The 15,993-nt window shown below is 72.6% G+C and carries 18 protein-coding genes and 1 pseudogene; 13 read left to right on the top strand and 6 right to left on the bottom strand.

Annotated features, from left to right (window positions below; translation table 11 throughout):
• Positions 1-40: 40 nt before the first annotated feature.
• Entirely contained in the window at positions 41-574 is a 534-nt protein-coding gene (locus tag J2X59_RS00770; protein ID WP_271825056.1) for a GNAT family N-acetyltransferase, read from the top strand.
• A 23-nt stretch (positions 575-597) separates the two neighbouring features.
• Here the strand turns inward: J2X59_RS00770 and J2X59_RS00775 are convergent, their stop codons facing one another.
• The gene (locus J2X59_RS00775) at positions 598-1,077 is read right to left on the bottom strand and encodes a hypothetical protein (RefSeq protein WP_326495370.1); all 480 of its coding nucleotides are present in this window, start codon (positions 1,075-1,077) and stop codon (positions 598-600) included.
• Between the two features lie 16 nt (positions 1,078-1,093).
• Complete coding sequence (locus tag J2X59_RS00780; RefSeq protein WP_326495371.1) at positions 1,094-1,669, bottom strand: VanZ family protein; 576 nt, start codon at positions 1,667-1,669, stop codon at positions 1,094-1,096.
• A gap of 171 nt (positions 1,670-1,840) precedes the next feature.
• Between J2X59_RS00780 and J2X59_RS00785 the strand changes: the two genes are divergently transcribed.
• Both J2X59_RS00785 and J2X59_RS00790 read left to right on the top strand, forming a co-directional pair.
• On the top strand, positions 1,841-2,257 hold the full coding sequence (locus J2X59_RS00785; RefSeq protein ID WP_251159625.1) for a SecDF P1 head subdomain-containing protein: 417 nt from the start codon (positions 1,841-1,843) through the stop codon (positions 2,255-2,257).
• Positions 2,258-2,416: 159 nt separating this feature from the next.
• On the top strand, positions 2,417-2,992 hold the full coding sequence (locus tag J2X59_RS00790; RefSeq protein ID WP_326495372.1) for a uridine kinase family protein: 576 nt from the start codon (positions 2,417-2,419) through the stop codon (positions 2,990-2,992).
• Between the two features lie 97 nt (positions 2,993-3,089).
• On the opposite strand, the gene J2X59_RS00795 is transcribed toward J2X59_RS00790, so the two are convergent.
• Positions 3,090-3,644: a VOC family protein gene (locus J2X59_RS00795; RefSeq protein ID WP_209684983.1), complete on the bottom strand. Its 555-nt coding sequence runs from the start codon at positions 3,642-3,644 to the stop codon at positions 3,090-3,092.
• Positions 3,645-3,859: 215 nt separating this feature from the next.
• Here J2X59_RS00795 and J2X59_RS00800 point away from each other — a divergent pair, with 215 nt between their 5' ends.
• The 6 genes from J2X59_RS00800 (at position 3,860) to J2X59_RS00825 (ending at position 11,085) form a co-directional block, all read left to right on the top strand.
• Entirely contained in the window at positions 3,860-5,422 is a 1,563-nt protein-coding gene (locus tag J2X59_RS00800; RefSeq protein ID WP_326495373.1) for an NCS1 family nucleobase:cation symporter-1, read from the top strand.
• Positions 5,423-5,542: 120 nt separating this feature from the next.
• On the top strand, positions 5,543-6,319 hold the full coding sequence (locus tag J2X59_RS00805) for an aspartate/glutamate racemase family protein (RefSeq protein WP_326495374.1): 777 nt from the start codon (positions 5,543-5,545) through the stop codon (positions 6,317-6,319).
• Positions 6,316-7,722, top strand: coding sequence for an allantoinase AllB (allB, locus tag J2X59_RS00810; protein ID WP_326495375.1), 1,407 nt, complete (start codon positions 6,316-6,318; stop codon positions 7,720-7,722). Before J2X59_RS00805 ends, allB begins: the two co-directional genes overlap by 4 nt.
• Positions 7,719-8,960 carry a pyridoxal-phosphate-dependent aminotransferase family protein gene (locus tag J2X59_RS00815; protein WP_326495376.1) on the top strand — a complete coding sequence of 414 codons (1,242 nt, stop codon included), beginning with the start codon at positions 7,719-7,721 and terminating at the stop codon, positions 8,958-8,960. The genes allB and J2X59_RS00815 overlap by 4 nt, the downstream gene beginning before the upstream one ends.
• Positions 8,957-10,258, top strand: a complete 1,302-nt coding sequence (locus J2X59_RS00820) for an allantoate amidohydrolase (RefSeq protein ID WP_326495377.1) — start codon at positions 8,957-8,959, stop codon at positions 10,256-10,258. The genes J2X59_RS00815 and J2X59_RS00820 overlap by 4 nt, the downstream gene beginning before the upstream one ends.
• A complete protein-coding gene (locus tag J2X59_RS00825; RefSeq protein WP_326495378.1) occupies positions 10,255-11,085 on the top strand; it encodes a MurR/RpiR family transcriptional regulator in 831 nt (276 codons plus the stop codon). The genes J2X59_RS00820 and J2X59_RS00825 overlap by 4 nt, the downstream gene beginning before the upstream one ends.
• Here J2X59_RS00825 and J2X59_RS00830 read toward each other — a convergent pair.
• Together J2X59_RS00830 and J2X59_RS00835 are read right to left on the bottom strand one after the other, a co-directional pair.
• Complete coding sequence (locus J2X59_RS00830; RefSeq protein ID WP_326495379.1) at positions 11,052-11,546, bottom strand: SRPBCC family protein; 495 nt, start codon at positions 11,544-11,546, stop codon at positions 11,052-11,054. The genes J2X59_RS00825 and J2X59_RS00830 overlap by 34 nt on opposite strands.
• Entirely contained in the window at positions 11,543-12,115 is a 573-nt protein-coding gene (locus tag J2X59_RS00835) for a GNAT family N-acetyltransferase (protein WP_326495380.1), read from the bottom strand. The genes J2X59_RS00830 and J2X59_RS00835 overlap by 4 nt, the downstream gene beginning before the upstream one ends.
• A gap of 45 nt (positions 12,116-12,160) precedes the next feature.
• Here J2X59_RS00835 and J2X59_RS00840 point away from each other — a divergent pair, with 45 nt between their 5' ends.
• The 4 genes and pseudogenes from J2X59_RS00840 (at position 12,161) to epsC (ending at position 15,500) form a co-directional block, all read left to right on the top strand.
• On the top strand, positions 12,161-13,195 hold the full coding sequence (locus J2X59_RS00840; RefSeq protein WP_326495381.1) for a dipeptidase: 1,035 nt from the start codon (positions 12,161-12,163) through the stop codon (positions 13,193-13,195).
• 157 nt (positions 13,196-13,352) lie between these two features.
• A pseudogene (locus tag J2X59_RS15890) lies at positions 13,353-13,625 on the top strand (DUF1016 N-terminal domain-containing protein); the annotation flags it as partial.
• Positions 13,626-13,980: 355 nt separating this feature from the next.
• Positions 13,981-14,919, top strand: a complete 939-nt coding sequence (cysK, locus tag J2X59_RS00845; RefSeq protein WP_209684990.1) for a cysteine synthase A — start codon at positions 13,981-13,983, stop codon at positions 14,917-14,919.
• Entirely contained in the window at positions 14,916-15,500 is a 585-nt protein-coding gene (gene epsC, locus J2X59_RS00850) for a serine O-acetyltransferase EpsC (protein WP_235426355.1), read from the top strand. The genes cysK and epsC overlap by 4 nt, the downstream gene beginning before the upstream one ends.
• Before the next feature lie 91 nt (positions 15,501-15,591).
• Here epsC and J2X59_RS00855 read toward each other — a convergent pair whose 3' ends face one another.
• A complete protein-coding gene (locus J2X59_RS00855; protein WP_326495382.1) occupies positions 15,592-15,891 on the bottom strand; it encodes an excalibur calcium-binding domain-containing protein in 300 nt (99 codons plus the stop codon).
• Positions 15,892-15,993 lie beyond the last annotated feature (102 nt).

Consider the following 15,993-nt stretch of genomic DNA (forward strand, 5'->3'; position numbering starts at 1 on the left):
GAGGTCCGGTGACCGACTGAACAGCTGGAAGGATGCGAGCATGCCGTGGCCGCGCGCCGTCCCGCTCAGCGCAGACCGTCTCTGCCTCGAACCCCTGACCGTCGAACACGCCGACGTGATGGTGGACGTGCTCGCGCCGGTGGAGCTGTACCACTTCACCGGCGGCGGACCGCCGAGCCTGGAGGAACTCCGTGCGCGCTACACCCGTCAGGTCCGGGGTCGGTCCCAGGACGGCACCGCAGGGTGGCTGAACTGGATCATCCGCCCCCGCCAGGGCCGCGCGCCGATCGGGTTCGTGCAGGCGACCCTGCACCGGACCGCCCAAGTCACGACGGCGGACCTCGCCTGGCTCGTCACGCCGAGCGCGCAAGGGCACGGGTTCGCGACCGAATCCGCGGAGCGCGCAGCGACGTGGCTGCGCTCGGTCGACGTGCGGGAGCTCAGGGCGCGGATCCACCCGGAGCACGGAGCCTCAGCACGTGTCGCCCTGCGGATCGGGATGCACCCGACGAGCACCCGTTGCGACGGCGAGGTCCTCTGGCGGGAGCGACCACCAGCAAGCGATGAGTGCTGACGCGGGACTCGGTACCCGATCGGCTACTCGGACAGCAACGACCGGCGGCGTTCCGCTTCGTCGAGTCGCCAGCGGCCGATGGCAGCCGCGATCCCTGCGGGGACCGAGACGGCCAGTGGGTACTGCCAAGTGAGGTGGTCGTCCTCGAAGGCCAGCAGGAGCACCTGCATGCCGATCGCGGCGAGTGTTCCGCCGAGGACGGCATGTGCGCTCACACGGACGGCACGGCTCCGAGTGCGTCGGAGCGCGCGGCCGAGGAGCTGGGTGAACGGCAGCGCCACGGCAGCGCCGACGGCGGCGATCACGGCGAAGACGACGACGAAGACGACGACGAACAGGAGGGCGCTGGCGGCTCCGTCGAGCGAGACACCGCCCCGGATGGCGATGACGATGCAGGTGATGACCGCACCGGTCGGAGCGACAGCTCCAGCGAGCCAGATGTAGCTCGTCAGGACGAGCTTGTAGGTCGTCGCCCAGGTCCACGGTTCCACAGCAGCAACCATGCCGCATCGTACGATCTCAGGCGACGTGTTCTTCCCTCGGTGCCGGGTGCCAGCGGAAGACGTCGAGGAGACGGGACAGGCCCGGCGTCCGTGACGCCAGGACGAAGACCGCGTAGCCGAGGACCCCACCGACGGTGTTCCAGATGAAGTCGTTGACGTCGGCGACGTGGCCACCGGAGAAGAGCCGCTGCGCAGCAAGCTGCAGCAGTTCGATCGCCAGGCTCACCGCCGCGGCGGCGAGGAGGACCTTCCACCAGGACGGGCGGCGCATCAGGAGCGGGATCAGGACGCCCAGCGGGGCGAACACGACCACGTTGGTCACCGCGTCCGCAGCTTCGTAGTCGGAGAACGGGATCAGCGCCAGCGCTGGCGTCCACGGCTCAGCGTCGGGGAGCGGATCGAGGAACACGGGGAAGACGGTGTTCGCGAGGATGCCCGCGGCGTAGACAGCGATCACCCCAGCGACGGTCGCGCGCTGCCAGGTGAACCGTGCGTGACGGCGCAGGAGCACCAGTTGCACGACGAAGACGATGATGCCGAAGACGGATGCAACGGGCAGGGCGGGGACTTCGCCGTACGGGTTGTCGGACATCAGCACGACACTACGGGGTAGCCGGCGGGCGGGGGACTGTCGTGAGTTCCCGTCGAGTCCTATCCTGGTGCGATGCAGGGTTCACGGGTCACTCGCCTCGCGGCCGCCGCTGGCCTGGTCGCGGTCCTCACCGGTTGCGCGACCCAGGCGCCGCCTGCTGACGGTCCGACGATGAAGTCGCTGCAGCTCCGAGCCGTCGTGTCGGAGGTCGAGGAGGCGTGCACTGCGCCTCCGGTCACCACTGAGGTCGCAGCGTCGGCGTGTGACCAGGACGGCGCGACCACCTACCGGTTGGCGAAGTCGCTCGGGTCGATCACGCCGACCTCCGCGCACCGCTCCGACGGTGAGGGTGCGGGCGGCTCGATCGTGTTGCAGTTCGACAGGACCGACAGCGATGTCCTGGCCTCGGCCACCCGCGAGACGATCGACGAGCGCATGGCGATCCTCCTCGACGGCAGGGTGCTCTCGGCACCCCAGGTCATGGAACCCCTCACCGGCGGTGAGGTCACCCTCGCGTTCGGGTCCTCCGCCGAAGCTCGCGAGGTCGACGACCGCCTCCGCGCGACGACGTCCGGGGACTCCCGGTAGCCGGTCCCTCCCGGAACCGCCCGGTGAGAGGGTCGGGCATGCCCACCGTCACTGCGCTGCTCGTCATCGACCTCCAACCAGGTGCAGTTCCGTCCCGGTCGGTGAGCGGAGGCGCACCGGATCGACGTCGGGAGTGACCGCTCCTCGTACACTCGCCGGATGGACCAGGACACCGTCCTCGAGCACATCGCCGAGCGAGCGCGGGTCGTGGGGCACCCGCTGGTCGTCGGCATCTCCGGCTTCTGCGGCTCCGGCAAGTCGACGCTCGCACGCAGCCTCGTCGCAACACTGCCCGATGCCGTGCGCCTCCGCGGCGACGACTTCCTGGACCCCGCTCGATCACACCGCCGTTCCTCGGACTGGGACGGGGTGGAGCGCCACCGCCTGGTCTCGACGGTGCTGGAACCGTTCCGAGGAGGACGACCCGGGCACTTCCAGCGGTACGACTGGGCACGGCGGGCCCTCGGTCCCGAGGAACCGCTCCCGCAGGCGAGGATCCTCGTCCTGGACCTCATCGGACTCTTCCACCCCGAGGCGTTGCCCGCGCTCGACGCGACCGTCTGGTGCGACGTCGACCTCGACACCGCAGCTCGCCGCGGTACGGCCCGTGACCGGGCACTCGGCCGCAGTCACGACGCGCTCTGGCGCGACGTCTGGATCCCGAACGACCGGGACTTCGCGCAGCGCTTCGCGCCGCGCGACGCTGCCGACCTGCTCGTCGAGCCGTCCCGCTGACCCGTCCGCCTCTCGACGTGGACGCGACCCGGCGCCCGCAGTGACCGGCGCGGCGGCCGCGAGCCGTGCCTCCAGGCCGGTCACGAGCCGGATGCGGTCAGGCCCGGTCCAGCTGCCGGAGCTGGGCGACGTCCGGCCACGGCGCCCACTTCGCCCGCGGCGCGTGCAGCAGGTACGGCTGCGGCGTCGGGTAGGTGACCAACTCGAGCGTCGACCCCCACGGGGTGCGCGTATAGACGAACCGGTTGCCCTCCCCGGCCTCCTCGCCGCGCAGCGGCCGCGGGTCCGAGTTGCGGACGGCACCGGCGGACTCCGCGCGGGCGAGGGCTGCGTCGAGGTCGTCGACGTACAGCGCCAGGTGCTGCCACCCGAGGTCCGACGGGTGCGCGGCGGCGCGCTGGTCGGGCCCGCGGTACTCGAAGAGCTCGAGTCCGGGTCCCTCGGGCAGCGCGAGCATGCGGATCGCGCCCTGCGCCATCGACGACGGGATGCCGAGGTAGCGGTGGGCCTCCGGTGTGCCGTTCGGCTCGTCGGTGGTCCGGCGCACGTCGTACAGCACGACGGCGTCGAAGGCGTTCGCGAAGAACGCCGTGGCGGCCTCCACGTCCGGCACGGTGACGCCGACGTGGTCGATCCGGATGCCCGTGGTCATCCCTCGATGATGGAGCCGGTCGGGCGGCCTGGACGGGCTTGGGGCAGGACCTGCGGCGTTCCCTGCGGCATCCCGCAGCTGCCGCCCGGAACGAGCGTTCCAGCGGGCTGACCGTGTCACACGACCGTTACACGAGGGAAACGGGCGACGCGAAGTGTCTTCGTAGCGTCGTCCTCGAGCGGGGACCCCCGCCGCCCACTCCCACGGAGGACGCCTTGGTCACAGAGATCGCGACCCCGGTCGCCGCGCCCCACGCCCCCCGGACGACGTCGTCGGCAGCCGCCGGCGCCGGCATCGTCAAGCCCGGGTACGACCCGGCGCTCACCAACGAGGACCTCGCCCCGCTGCGCGAGCAGCGCTGGACGAGCTACAACATCTTCGCCTTCTGGATGTCCGACGTGCACTCGGTCGGCGGGTACGTCACGGCCGGGTCGCTCTTCGCGCTCGGCATCGCGAGCTGGCAGGTGCTCGTCGCCCTCGTCGTCGGCATCCTCATCGTGCAGGTCTTCGCGAACCTCGTCGCGAAGCCGTCCCAGCGCACCGGGGTGCCGTACCCGGTCATCAACCGCGCGGTGTTCGGCGTCATCGGGGCGAACGTCCCCGCCGTCATCCGCGGCCTGATCGCGACGGCCTGGTACGGCGTGCAGACCTTCCTCGCCGCGCAGTCGCTCAACATCGTGTTCCTGAAGTTCGTCCCGGGCTCAGCGTCGCTGCTCGACCACTCGTTCCTCGGGCTCTCCGCGCTGGGGTGGATCTCGTACGGCATCCTCTGGGTCGCGCAGGCCGCACTGTTCTCGATGGGCATGGAGGCGATCCGCCGCTTCATCGACTTCGCCGGTCCGGCCGTCTACGTCGTGATGATCGCGCTCGCCGTCTACCTCGTCGCCCGGGCCGGCATCGGCAACATCTCGCTGACGCTGCACACCGGCGCGCCGATGTCGTTCGGTGCCTCGATCCCGGTCATGCTCTCGGCCGTGGCGATCGTCGTCAGCTACTTCTCCGGCCCGATGCTGAACTTCGGTGACTTCTCGCGCTACGGTCGCTCGTTCCGAGCCGTCAAGCGCGGCAACCTCTGGGGCCTGCCGGTCAACTTCCTGTTCTTCTCGGTCCTCACCGTGCTCTGCGCGAGCGCGACGGTCCCGGTGTTCGGCAGGCTCATCACGGACCCGATCGAGACCGTCCAGGCGATCGACGCACCGTTCGCGATCCTGCTCGGCGGCCTCACCTTCGTCACCGCGACGGTCGGCATCAACATCGTCGCGAACTTCATCAGCCCCGCGTTCGACTTCTCGAACGTCGCCCCGCGGAGGATCAGCTGGCGGACGGGCGGCATGATCGCCGCCGTCGGCTCCGTGCTGCTGACGCCGTGGAACTGGTACGGCAACGACCAGGCGATCCTCTACACGCTCGGCATCCTCGGCGCGCTGATCGGCCCGCTGTTCGGGATCCTGATCGCCGGCTACTACCTGGTCGCGAAGCAGCGGGTGGCGGTCGACGACATGTACACGAAGGAGCCCACCGCCCGGTACTGGTACCGCGCGGGCTGGAACCCGAACGCGATGTGGACCCTGCTGCTCGCCGGCGCGGTGTCGGTCGCCAGCGCGGTGCTGCCGCCCGCGACGGGTGTCCTGCCGTGGTTGAGCAACTACAGCTGGTTCATCGGCTGCGGGCTCGGGCTGGTCGTCTTCTGGGCGCTCGAGCGTCGGTCGCCGCGGATGCCGGTGCTGGCATCGGAGGACCCGACGGTCGACGACGGCGCGGCTGCAGGACGCGACTGACCGTCCGCCACACCCCTGCACCGACCCAGGCCGGGAGGCGCGACACGCCTCCCGGCCGGACCGTCGCCGCCCGGGTCCACCACCTCCTCCTCGTCCCCACCCCCGCCTGAGAGGCCCCGCTTGCGCATCCGCGTCGTCAACCCCAACACCACCCCGTCGATGACGGCCTCGATCGGCCGCGCCGCGGCCGCGGTCGCCGGAACCGGCACCGTCGTCGAGGCGGTGACGCCCACCACCGGACCCGCCTCGATCGAGAGTCACTACGAGGAGGCCCTGGCGGTCCCCGGGCTCCTGGAGCAGATCGCGCTCGGCGAGCAGGAGGGTGTCGACGCGTACGTCGTCGCGTGCTTCGGCGACCCGGGTCTCGACGCCGCGCGCGAGCTGGCCGTCGGGCCGGTGCTCGGGATCGCCGAGGCCGGCTTCCACGCCGCTGCGATGCTGGGGCGCCGGTTCGGGGTCGTCACGACGCTGGCGCGCACGACGGGACGGGCGTGGGAGCTCGCGGAGCGCTACGGGTTCGCGTCCCTGGTGACCGAGGTCCGTGCGTGCGAGGTGCCGGTGCTGCAGCTCGACGATCCGACGTCGGGCGCCCGGGAGCTCGTCGTCGAGGAGTGCCGCGCCGTGCTCGCCGGCGGCGCCGATGCGGTGGTGCTCGGCTGCGCGGGCATGGCCGCGTTCTGTGCCGAGGTCTCGCGCGAGATCGGTGCGCCGGTGGTCGACGGGGTGGCTGCGGCGACGGTGCTCGCGGAGTCGCTCGTCCGGCTCGGGCTGCGCACGGGCAAGACCGGCGAGTACGCCCCTCCGCCGCCGAAGCCGGTGACCGGGCTGCTGTCCGGCTTCACGCTGCAGACGTCCGACGTCTCCGCGCCGATCGTGCTCGCGGGGGCCTCGGCATGAGCGCCGCGGTGGGCGCCGACCTGGTGCTCCGCGCTCGGCGGGCGTGGGTCGACGGCGTCCTCCGCCCGGCCGCGGTGATGGTCCGCGACGGCGTGGTCGACGCGGTCCTGCCGTTCGGTGCCGCGGTCGTGGCTCCGCTCGACCGCACCGTGCCCGACGAGCACGTGCTCCTGCCCGGGCTCGTCGACACGCACGTGCACGTCAACGAACCCGGTCGCACCGAGTGGGAGGGCTTCGCCTCGGCCACGCGAGCGGCCGCACTCGGTGGGGTGACCACGATCATCGACATGCCGCTGAACTCGATCCCGGCGACGGTCGACGTCGACGCCCTCGCGGCGAAGCGGGCGAGCGCCGCGGGCCGGGTCGCGGTGGACGTCGGGTTCTGGGGCGGTGCGGTCCCGGCCAACGCGGGGGAGCGCCGTCCGCTGCACGACGCCGGGGTCTTCGGCTTCAAGTGCTTCACCGCGCCGAGCGGCGTCGACGAGTTCCCGCACCTCGACCCGGCACGGCTCCGAGCGGCGATCGAGGAGGTCGCCGAGCTCGACGCCCTGCTCATCGTGCACGCCGAGGACCCGGACCACCTCGTGCCGCACGAGACGCTCGGCGGACGGTACGCCGACTTCCTCGCCACCCGTCCGAGCAGCGCCGAGCAGTCCGCGGTCGCGCGGGTCCTCGACGGCGCGCGGTCGACGGGTGCCCGCGTGCACGTGCTGCACCTGTCCGACGCCGGGGTCCTCCCGATGATCCGCGCCGCGAAGGCCGACGGGGTCCGGGTGACCGTCGAGACGTGTCCGCACTACCTGGCGTTCGAGGCCGGGTCGATCCCGGACGGCGCGACCGAGTTCAAGTGCTGCCCGCCGATCCGCGACGACGCGAACCGCGACGCGCTCTGGGCGGGGCTGCTCGACGGCACGATCGACTGCGTCGTGTCGGACCACTCGCCGTCCACAGCCGACCTGAAGACCGACGACTGGGGGTCGGCGTGGGGCGGCATCGCCGGACTCCAGGTCGGCTTCCGGGCGGTCTGGACCGAGGCCGTGCGCCGGGGGCTCCCGCTCGAGGCCGTCCTGCCCTGGTTCACGACCGGCCCCGCGGCGATCGTCGGCCTCCACGACCGCGGTCGGATCGCGCCGGGTGCGGTCGCGCACCTCGCCGTCCTCGACCCGGCGGCCGAGGGCGTCGTCGAGGTGTCGGCCCTGGCCCACCGCAACCCGGTGTCCGCGTACGCCGGCCTGCACACGCTCGGGGTCGTCACCGAGACCTGGCTCCGCGGGCGGCTCGTGGCGACGGCCGGCCACGGGGTCACCGCCGTCGAGGGGGTCCTGCTCGACCGCCCCGCGGCGCCGCAACACGCACGAAACGGACGTTTCGCTACGCTCGTTCCCGGAACGGAGGCATCATGACGCAGCCAGTCAACCCACCCGCCCGACTCCTGATGGGACCGGGGCCGATCGACGCCGACCCCCGCGTGCTCCGCGCGCTGTCGACCCCGCTCGTCGGGCAGTACGACCCGTGGATGACGACGACGATGACCGCGACGCAGGAGCTCTACCGCCAGGTCTTCGGGACACGGAACGACGCCACCGTGCTCGTCGACGGCACGTCCCGCGCGGGCATCGAAGCGGCCCTGGTGTCACTGCTCGCCCCGGGGGACCGGGTGCTCGTGCCGGTCTTCGGACGCTTCGGGCACCTGCTCGCCGAGATCGCGACCCGTGCCGGTGCCGAGGTGCACACCATCGAGACCGCGTGGGGGCAGGTCTTCCCGCCGTCCGTGATCGAGGACGCGGTGCGCCGGGTCCGACCGAAGGTCCTGGCGATCGTGCAGGGCGACACCTCGACGACGATGAACCAGCCGCTCGACGAGCTCGGGGCGATCTGTGACCGGCACGGCGCCCTCCTCTACACCGACGCGACGGCGAGCATCGGCGGCAACCCGCTCGAGACCGACGCTTGGGGCATCGACGTCGTGAGCGCCGGCCTGCAGAAGTGCCTGGGCGGCCCCTCCGGCAGTGCACCGATCACCCTGTCGCCGCGTGCCGTGGCCGTGCTCGACGGTCGCCGCAGCATCGAGGCCGGCATCCGCGAGGCCGACGACGTCGTGTCCGACGACCCGATCCGCTCGAACTACCTCGACCTCGCGATGATCCTCGACTACTGGGGTCCGCGGCGCCTCAACCACCACACCGAGGCCGCGTCGATGCTCTACGCCGCGAACGAGTGCGCCCGCATCCTGCTCGAGGAGGGGCGGGACGCCGTGGTCGAGCGCCACGCGATCGCCGGTCGCGCGATGCTCGCCGGGGTCGAGGCGCTCGGACTGCAGGTGTTCGGTGACGTCGCGCACAAGATGCACAACGTGGTCGCCGTGGAGATCCCGGACGGCGTCGTCGGCGACAAGGTACGGGGCGCGATGCTCGAGGACCACGGCATCGAGATCGGGACCTCGTTCGGGCCGCTGCACGGACGGGTCTGGCGCATCGGCACGATGGGCTACAACGCCCGCAAGGACACCGTCGTGCGCACGCTGGCCGCCCTCGAACACTGCCTGCGCCGGGCCGGGCACGCCGTCCCGCATGGCGCCGGGGTCGACGCCGCGCTCGACGTCCACGCCGGCCGCGTCGCGCCGGTCGGGGCAGCCCTGTGACGACGACGACCGGACCCGCGACGGCCGAGGCCCCCGCGGCGCCGACCGCGAGCACCCGGGCGATCGCCGACGCCGCGACGATCGTCCGGTGGTGCGACGCGCTCGCCGGGATCTCGCAGGACGACGGACGCACCACCCGCGTCTACCTGTCGCCGGAGCACGCCCGGGTGAACGCCGTGGTCGCGGAGTGGATGCGCGACGCCGGACTCCGCACCTGGCAGGACGCCGCGGGCAACCTGCACGGCATCGTCGACGGTGCGACGCCGGACGCACCCGTGCTGCTGCTCGGCTCACACCTCGACACCGTGGTGGACGCCGGCCGGTACGACGGAGTGGTCGGCGTGCTCATGGCGATCCGCACGGTGGCGCGGCTCACGGCCTCCGGCCCGCTGCCCTTCGCGCTGCAGGTGATCGCGTTCTCCGACGAGGAAGGGACGCGCTTCGGCAAGGCACTGTTGGGCTCGTCGGCCGTGGCGGGGGTCTGGGACGACGCGTGGTGGGACCTCGAGGACGGCGACGGTGTCACGCTCCGCCGGGCCTTCACCGACTTCGGGCTCGATCCGGAACGCGTCGGCGAGGCGGCACTGCCCCCGGAGCGGCTCGTCGGCTACCTCGAGGCGCACATCGAGCAGGGCCCCCACCTCGAGCAGGCGGGGCAGGCGCTCGGTGTCGTCACGAGCATCGCGAGCGCCCGGCGGTTCACCGTCGAGGCCGTCGGCGAGGCACGGCACGCCGGCGGCACCCCGTACGAGCGGCGTCACGACGCGCTGCTCGCCGCGGCCGAGGCGGCGCTCGCCGTCGAGCGGATCTGTCGCGCCGAGCAGCACGTCGGCACCGTCGGTACGATGTCCGTCGAGCCCGGGGCGGTCAACGTCGTCCCCGGCCTGGCCCGGTTCAGCGTCGACCTGCGGGGGGAGTTCGACGAGGGGCGTGACCGCGTCTGGGAGTCGATCACGGCGGTCTTCGACGAGATCGGAGCCCGTCGTGGCGTGACCGTGTCGCCGACCGAGGTGCACCGTGCCTCGGCGGTGTTCTGTGCGCCGGTGTTGATGGACGCCGTCCGTGCGGGGATCGCCGCGACCGGGGAGGCCACCCCCGCGGAGCTCTTCTCGCGCGCCGGGCACGACGCGATGTCCCTCGGGCTGGTCACCGACGTCGCGATGCTGTTCCTGCGGAACCCCGACGGCATCAGCCACCACCCGGACGAGTTCGTCTCCGAGGACGACGTCGCGCTCGGCCTCGACGCGCTGGCCGTCGCCGTCGAGCGCATCGCCGACGACCGTGCGGAGACCCGGTGAGCGCCGCGCCCGACGTCCGTGCCCGGGTGGACGCGGTCTGGGATCGCCTGTCGCCCGCGGAACGCCGGGTCGCCGCGATGGTCCGGCACGATCCGGAGCTGCTGCTCGTCGGCACCTCCGCCGAGCTCGCGGCCGAGTCGGGCACGTCGAAGGCCACCGTCTCGCGGCTCGTCCGGTCCCTGGGGTTCCAGGACGCCGCCGAGGTCCGCCAGGAGCTCATGTCCGCGCGGGGGAGCGGCCTGCCGTGGGCTGCCGAGGACGCCGCGCACGTCGACCAGCGGGCCGTCGAGGCACGCAACCTCGACGCCGCGTTCGCCTCGCTCGCCCGCGCCGACCGCGTCCGGCTCGCCCGCCGGATCGTCCGTGCCCGGCGGGTGCTCGTCGTCGGGGAACGCGGCGCACACCCCGTCGCCATGCAGCTCCGGTCGCAGTTGGCCCAGGTGCGACCGGACGTCCGGATCGGTCCGGCACCGGGGCAGCGCCTGGGCGAGGAGGTCGCCGACCTCGACCGCCGCGACCTCGTCGTGCTCGTCACGGTCAGGCGGCACGCGGCGGGTGCCGAACGGCTCGTGCGGCACTGTGTCGCGACCGGCGCCGACGTGGTCGTGCTCGGCGACCCGACCGCAGCCGTGATCGCGGCGCCCGCGGCGACCGCGGTGCTCTGCCCGGTGGACTCGCCGTCGGCGTTCGACTCGATGGCGGCGCTCTTCGCGGTCGTCGCGGCGATCGCGAACGACGTGTACGAGGCCTCCGGGCCGGCAGGGCGTGCCCGGGTGGACGCCGTGGCGGCGGCCTACGACGCGCTCGGGGAGCTCGCCCCCCGCTGACCGTCCCCGTCCCGCTCGAGCTCGTCGCGCAGCGATGCGTTGCGCGCGGCGATCAACCGCGGCAGGTAGCGGGCCAGCGCGATCCGCTCGGCCAGCCACCCGAGCGGACCGAGGGGCGCGCGGAAGACGACCTCGTCGACCATCCGCGTCCCGTCGGCCGACGGCTCGAACCGGTGCTCGTGCCGGAACCGGGCGAACGGACCACGCACCTGCTCGTCGACGAAGCGACCCGGAGCCTCCAGGGCGGTGATCCTGCTCGTCATCGACCAGACGATCCCGAAGTGCCGTGCGCGCCACGTGACGCTCTCGCCGAGCCCGATGGTGCCGGTCGTCGTCCCGGCCACGGCGCGTTCGTCGGTGTCGGCCATCGAGCGTTCGTGCGCGCCGATGTCGAGCGACAGCGCGAAGACGCGCTCCACCGGAGCGGCGATCTCGGTGTCCACCCGGAAGGCGACGGTCACGCGTCCGGCCAGACCTGCGGCACCGTGCGGTCGTCGTCGCGCAGCACCGCGGCGAGCAGCTGGTCGTTGCGGACGCCCCGGTGCACGACGGCCGACCGGGACCGACCCTCGAAGCGCATGCCGATCCGCCGGGCCGTCGCGGACGACGCGGCGTTCGTCCCGAGTGCGCGCCACTGCACCCGCACCAGGCCGATCCCGTCCGGTGGTGCGGCGAACGCCCACGCCAGCACACGATCGGCGGCCTCGGCCATCAGTCCCTGCCCGCGGCCGTCGGGGTGCAGCGCCCAGCCGATCTCGCCGGCCCCGTCCACGAAGCCGAAGACACCGACGGTACCGAGCAGCCGCGGGTCCTCCGCACGGCGGATCCCGAAGTCGTACCGGGTGTCGTCACGCCACCCGACCTCGACCAGGTCGAGCCACTGACGGGCCTCGGCGTGCCCGTACGGCACGGGGACCGGGGTGAACGCGATGACGTCCGGGTCGTTCGCGTACGCGATGACGGCGTCGGCGTCGGCGGGACCCGGCGCGGAGAGCACGAGCCGGTCGGTCCGGAGCGTCACGGGGAGCACACCGCGAGCCTAGCGACGGCGCGACCACGCGGTAGCGTCGGCGACATGACGTTCGACTCCCTCGCCTTCCCGGTCATCGACGGACACAACGACCTCCCGTGGGAACGCCGCGAGTCGCACGACTCCGGCGTCGAGGGCATCGACCGCGGACAGGGCACGCTGCACACCGACCTGCCGAAGCTCCGGGCCGGCGGGGTCGTGGGCCAGTTCTGGTCGGTGTTCGTGCCGTCGGACGACCCGGACCCGGTGCGCACCACCCTGCAGCAGATCGACACCGCGCACCGGATCATCGCGCGGTACCCCGACGACCTGACCTTCGTCCGCACCGCTGCCGAACTGCGCACCGCCGTCGACGCCGGACGGATCGCGTCGCTGCTCGGCGCCGAGGGCGGGCACTCCATCGGTGACGACCTCGCGGTGCTCCGGTCCTTCGCCCGGCTCGGCGTCCGCTACATGACGCTGACGCACAACGACGACACGACCTGGGCCGACTCGGCCACCGGCGCCCGGGCACACGGCGGCCTGACCGACCGCGGACGCGAGATCGTCGCCGAGATGGAGCGGATCGGCATGCTCGTCGACCTGTCGCACACCGCGCCGGCGACGATGCGCGACACCCTCGACGTCGCGACGCAACCGGTCGTGTTCAGCCACTCGTCCACCGTCGCCGTCGACGACCACCCGCGGAACGTGCCCGACGACGTGCTCGCCCGGCTCGCCGACAACGGGGGCGTCGTGATGATCACCTTCGTGCCGAAGTTCGTGTCCCGCGCGTGGGCCGACTGGGAGGAAGCGGGGTCCGAGGGGGAACCGCCGATCGTCACGGTGGCGGACGTCGCCGACCACGTCGACCACGCCCGTGCGGTCGCGGGCGCGGCCCACCTGGGCCTCGGAGGCGACTACGACGGCACGCCCGTGCTGCCGCCGGACCTGCGGGACGTGTCGCGGTACCCGGTGCTCGCGGAGGAGCTGCGGCGACGCGGCTGGGGTGACGACGACCTGCGGGCGCTCGCCGGGGGGAACGTGCTGCGGGTCCTCGAGGCGACGGACGAGCGGTTCGCGCGGAGCGCGCTGCGCTGAGCCGCGTGGGCGCCGGCGCGGTGGGGCAGGGGCGGCCGGGAGGCGCGGTGTGTGCCCGCCTCCTCCCGCCCGGCCCGTCAGCGCATCGCGTTCTGATCGCGGTTGCCGTACATCCGGATTGCTCGGTTGCGCCCGTCGCGCCCACGACACTCGTGGGATGAACGAGGGGAACCTGCTGCCAGCGGCCTACCGAGACACGCTCTGCGCCATCCGTGATCACGTCCGGGGCACCAGGACCAGGGTGCAACTCGCCGCGAACGCGCACCTGGTCCACCTCTCCTGGACGATCGGTCAGGAGCTGCGATCGCCCTGGGGCCACATCACGCTCCTGCTCGGTGTGCGAGAGCCTGACGCACGGGAGTGGTACGCAGCCGACGCTGCCGATTCCGGGTGGTCGCGGCACGTCCTGCGTCACAACATCAGGAGCGACGCGTTCGGACGACAGGGTGCTGCCCGGACCGACCTCAGCCGTCTGCTCGACGCTGACGGTGCCGACCTGGCCCAGCAGATCACCCGCGACCCGTACGTCCTCGACTTCCTCGCGGTGGACGGCGACCGCGACGAGCGCACCGGTGGGAGTCGCCTCCTCCGAGCTCCTGCCGCCGGAGTTGCAGCGGTCGCTGCCGACCGAAGCACAGTTGCGTCGGGCGCTGCTCGGTGGTGGATGACGGGAGCGTCAAGGGGCGTCATCGACAGGGGAACACCGGGCGCCGTCGCTAGGATCGCGAGCGGACCGCAGCGCCGCCACCGACGGCGTGAGAACTCGACCCGGAGGACGACAACGGATGACCGGCACCATCTACGACAACATCTCGCAGGCGTTCGGCAACACCCCACTCGTCCGGCTCAACCGCCTGCCGAAGGCCGACGGCGCCGAGGTCCTCGCGAAGCTCGAGTTCTACAACCCGGGCTCGAGCGTCAAGGACCGCCTCGGTGTCGCGATCATCGACGCGGCCGAGGAGTCCGGCGAGCTGCGCCCCGGCGGCACCGTCGTCGAGGGCTCGTCCGGCAACACCGGCATCGCCCTGGCGCTGGTCGGCGCCGCCCGCGGCTACCGCGTCGTCATCACGATGCCCGAGACGATGAGCGTCGAGCGGCGTGCCCTGATCCGTGCCTTCGGCGCCGAGATCGTCCTGACCCCGGGTTCCGAGGGCATGAAGGGCGCCGTGGCGCGTGCGGGCCAGATCGTCGACGAGACCCCCGGCGCGATCCTGGCCCACCAGTTCGAGACGGCCGCGAACGCCGCGATCCACCGCAGGACCACGGCGGAGGAGATCCTCCGCGACACCGAGGGCCACGTCGACGTCTTCGTCGCCGGTGTCGGGACCGGCGGGACGATCACGGGTGTCGGTCAGGTGCTCAAGGAGCGCGTGCCGGGCGTGCAGATCGTCGCTGTCGAGCCGAAGGACTCCCCGCTGCTGACCGAGGGCAAGGCGGGGCCGCACAAGATCCAGGGGATCGGCGCCAACTTCGTCCCCGAGGTCCTCGACCGTGAGGTCATCGACGAGGTGTTCGACGTCGAGCTCGACGACGCACTCCGGCTCGCCCGCGCGCTCGGTACCGAGGAGGGCATCCTGGCCGGCATCTCGTCGGGCGCGATCATCCACGCCGCCGTCGAGATCGCCGCCCGTCCGGAGAACGCCGGCAAGCGCGTGGTCGCGATCGTGTGCGACACCGGCGAGCGCTACCTGTCGACACCGCTGTTCGAGGGGCTCACTGCGTGACGCGTGCCGTCCGACGCGGCGTGCTGTGGCGGGTCCGCGAGGACCTCGCTGCGGCACGCCGCGGTGACCCCGCTGCCCGGGGTGACCTGGAGAACGCGGTGGTCTACTCGGGGCTGCACGCGATCTGGACCTACCGGTTCACGCACCGGTTGTGGCTCGCGCGTGGTCTCCCTGGATCCCGGTTCGCGGCCCGGGTGGTCGCGCAGGTCGCTCGATCGATCACGGGCATCGAGATCCACCCCGGCGCCCGCATCGGCCGGCGCTTCTTCATCGACCACGGCCTCGGTGTCGTGATCGGCGAGACGGCGGTCATCGGTGACGACGTGCTGGTGTTCCACGGCGTCACGCTCGGCGGGCGCGGGGGCGAGCACGGCCCGGGGCGGCGGCGGCACCCGACCGTGGGTGACCGCGTGGTGCTCGGAGCCGGGTCGTCGCTGATCGGCGCGATCACGATCGGCGCGGACTCCGTGGTCGGCGCGAACACGGTCGTGACGAAGGACGTCCCCGCGGGCTCGGTCGTCACCGGCGTCGCCGGTACGGCCCGGCCGAGGTCGGGGCACGAGGGCGTCCCGACGCTCTGACCGTGGGCGGCCGCGAGCGCCGGGCGATCGAGCGCCCCGGTCGACCGAGCGGTCCGTCGCCCGCCTGACCGGACCCTCGGTCCGTCGGACGTCAGCTCTTCTCGCAGGCGATCCCGTCGCCGTCGCGGTCCATCTTCTTGTTGGCCCCGTAGAGCGCGTCGTCCTTCTTGACTGTGCCCTTGAGTGCGCGGTAGGTGGTCTTCCCACCGGAGGTCACCCGGTTCTTCGTCACGGACTTCTTCGCGATGCCACCGGAGTACACCTTGTGGACGGCGGTGCAGTTCACGTAGGTCTTCGGCGCGGCGGAGGCGGTGGTCGCGCCGCCGAGCACGACGGTCGCGGCGAGAGCGGTGGTGACGGCGGCGACGCCGAGGCTGTGGATGATGCGCACGGGTTCTTCCCCTGGGACGGGTCGTGACCGCTCGCGCGGCCGCCGCGTCGGGTGCACGGCGGACCGAGCGTACCCGAGCGGCACTCATTCCCTGATCCCCCC

The sequence above is a fragment of the Curtobacterium sp. 260 genome (assembly GCF_030803485.1).
In the GTDB taxonomy this organism is placed as follows: Bacteria; Actinomycetota; Actinomycetes; order Actinomycetales; family Microbacteriaceae; genus Curtobacterium.

What these genes read in the sequence shown, in the direction of transcription:
- J2X59_RS00775 (WP_326495370.1), bottom strand. Translation starts at nt 1,077, where the DNA reads ATGGTTGCTGCTGTGGAACCGTGGACCTGGGCGACGACCTACAAGCTC.
- J2X59_RS00780 (WP_326495371.1), bottom strand. Translation starts at nt 1,669, where the DNA reads ATGTCCGACAACCCGTACGGCGAAGTCCCCGCCCTGCCCGTTGCATCC.
- J2X59_RS00785 (WP_251159625.1), top strand. Translation starts at nt 1,841, where the DNA reads ATGAAGTCGCTGCAGCTCCGAGCCGTCGTGTCGGAGGTCGAGGAGGCG.
- allB (WP_326495375.1), top strand. Translation starts at nt 6,316, where the DNA reads ATGAGCGCCGCGGTGGGCGCCGACCTGGTGCTCCGCGCTCGGCGGGCG.
- J2X59_RS00790 (WP_326495372.1), top strand. Translation starts at nt 2,417, where the DNA reads ATGGACCAGGACACCGTCCTCGAGCACATCGCCGAGCGAGCGCGGGTC.
- J2X59_RS00770 (WP_271825056.1), top strand. Translation starts at nt 41, where the DNA reads ATGCCGTGGCCGCGCGCCGTCCCGCTCAGCGCAGACCGTCTCTGCCTC.
- J2X59_RS00840 (WP_326495381.1), top strand. Translation starts at nt 12,161, where the DNA reads ATGACGTTCGACTCCCTCGCCTTCCCGGTCATCGACGGACACAACGAC.
- cysK (WP_209684990.1), top strand. Translation starts at nt 13,981, where the DNA reads ATGACCGGCACCATCTACGACAACATCTCGCAGGCGTTCGGCAACACC.
- J2X59_RS00815 (WP_326495376.1), top strand. Translation starts at nt 7,719, where the DNA reads ATGACGCAGCCAGTCAACCCACCCGCCCGACTCCTGATGGGACCGGGG.
- J2X59_RS00795 (WP_209684983.1), bottom strand. Translation starts at nt 3,644, where the DNA reads ATGACCACGGGCATCCGGATCGACCACGTCGGCGTCACCGTGCCGGAC.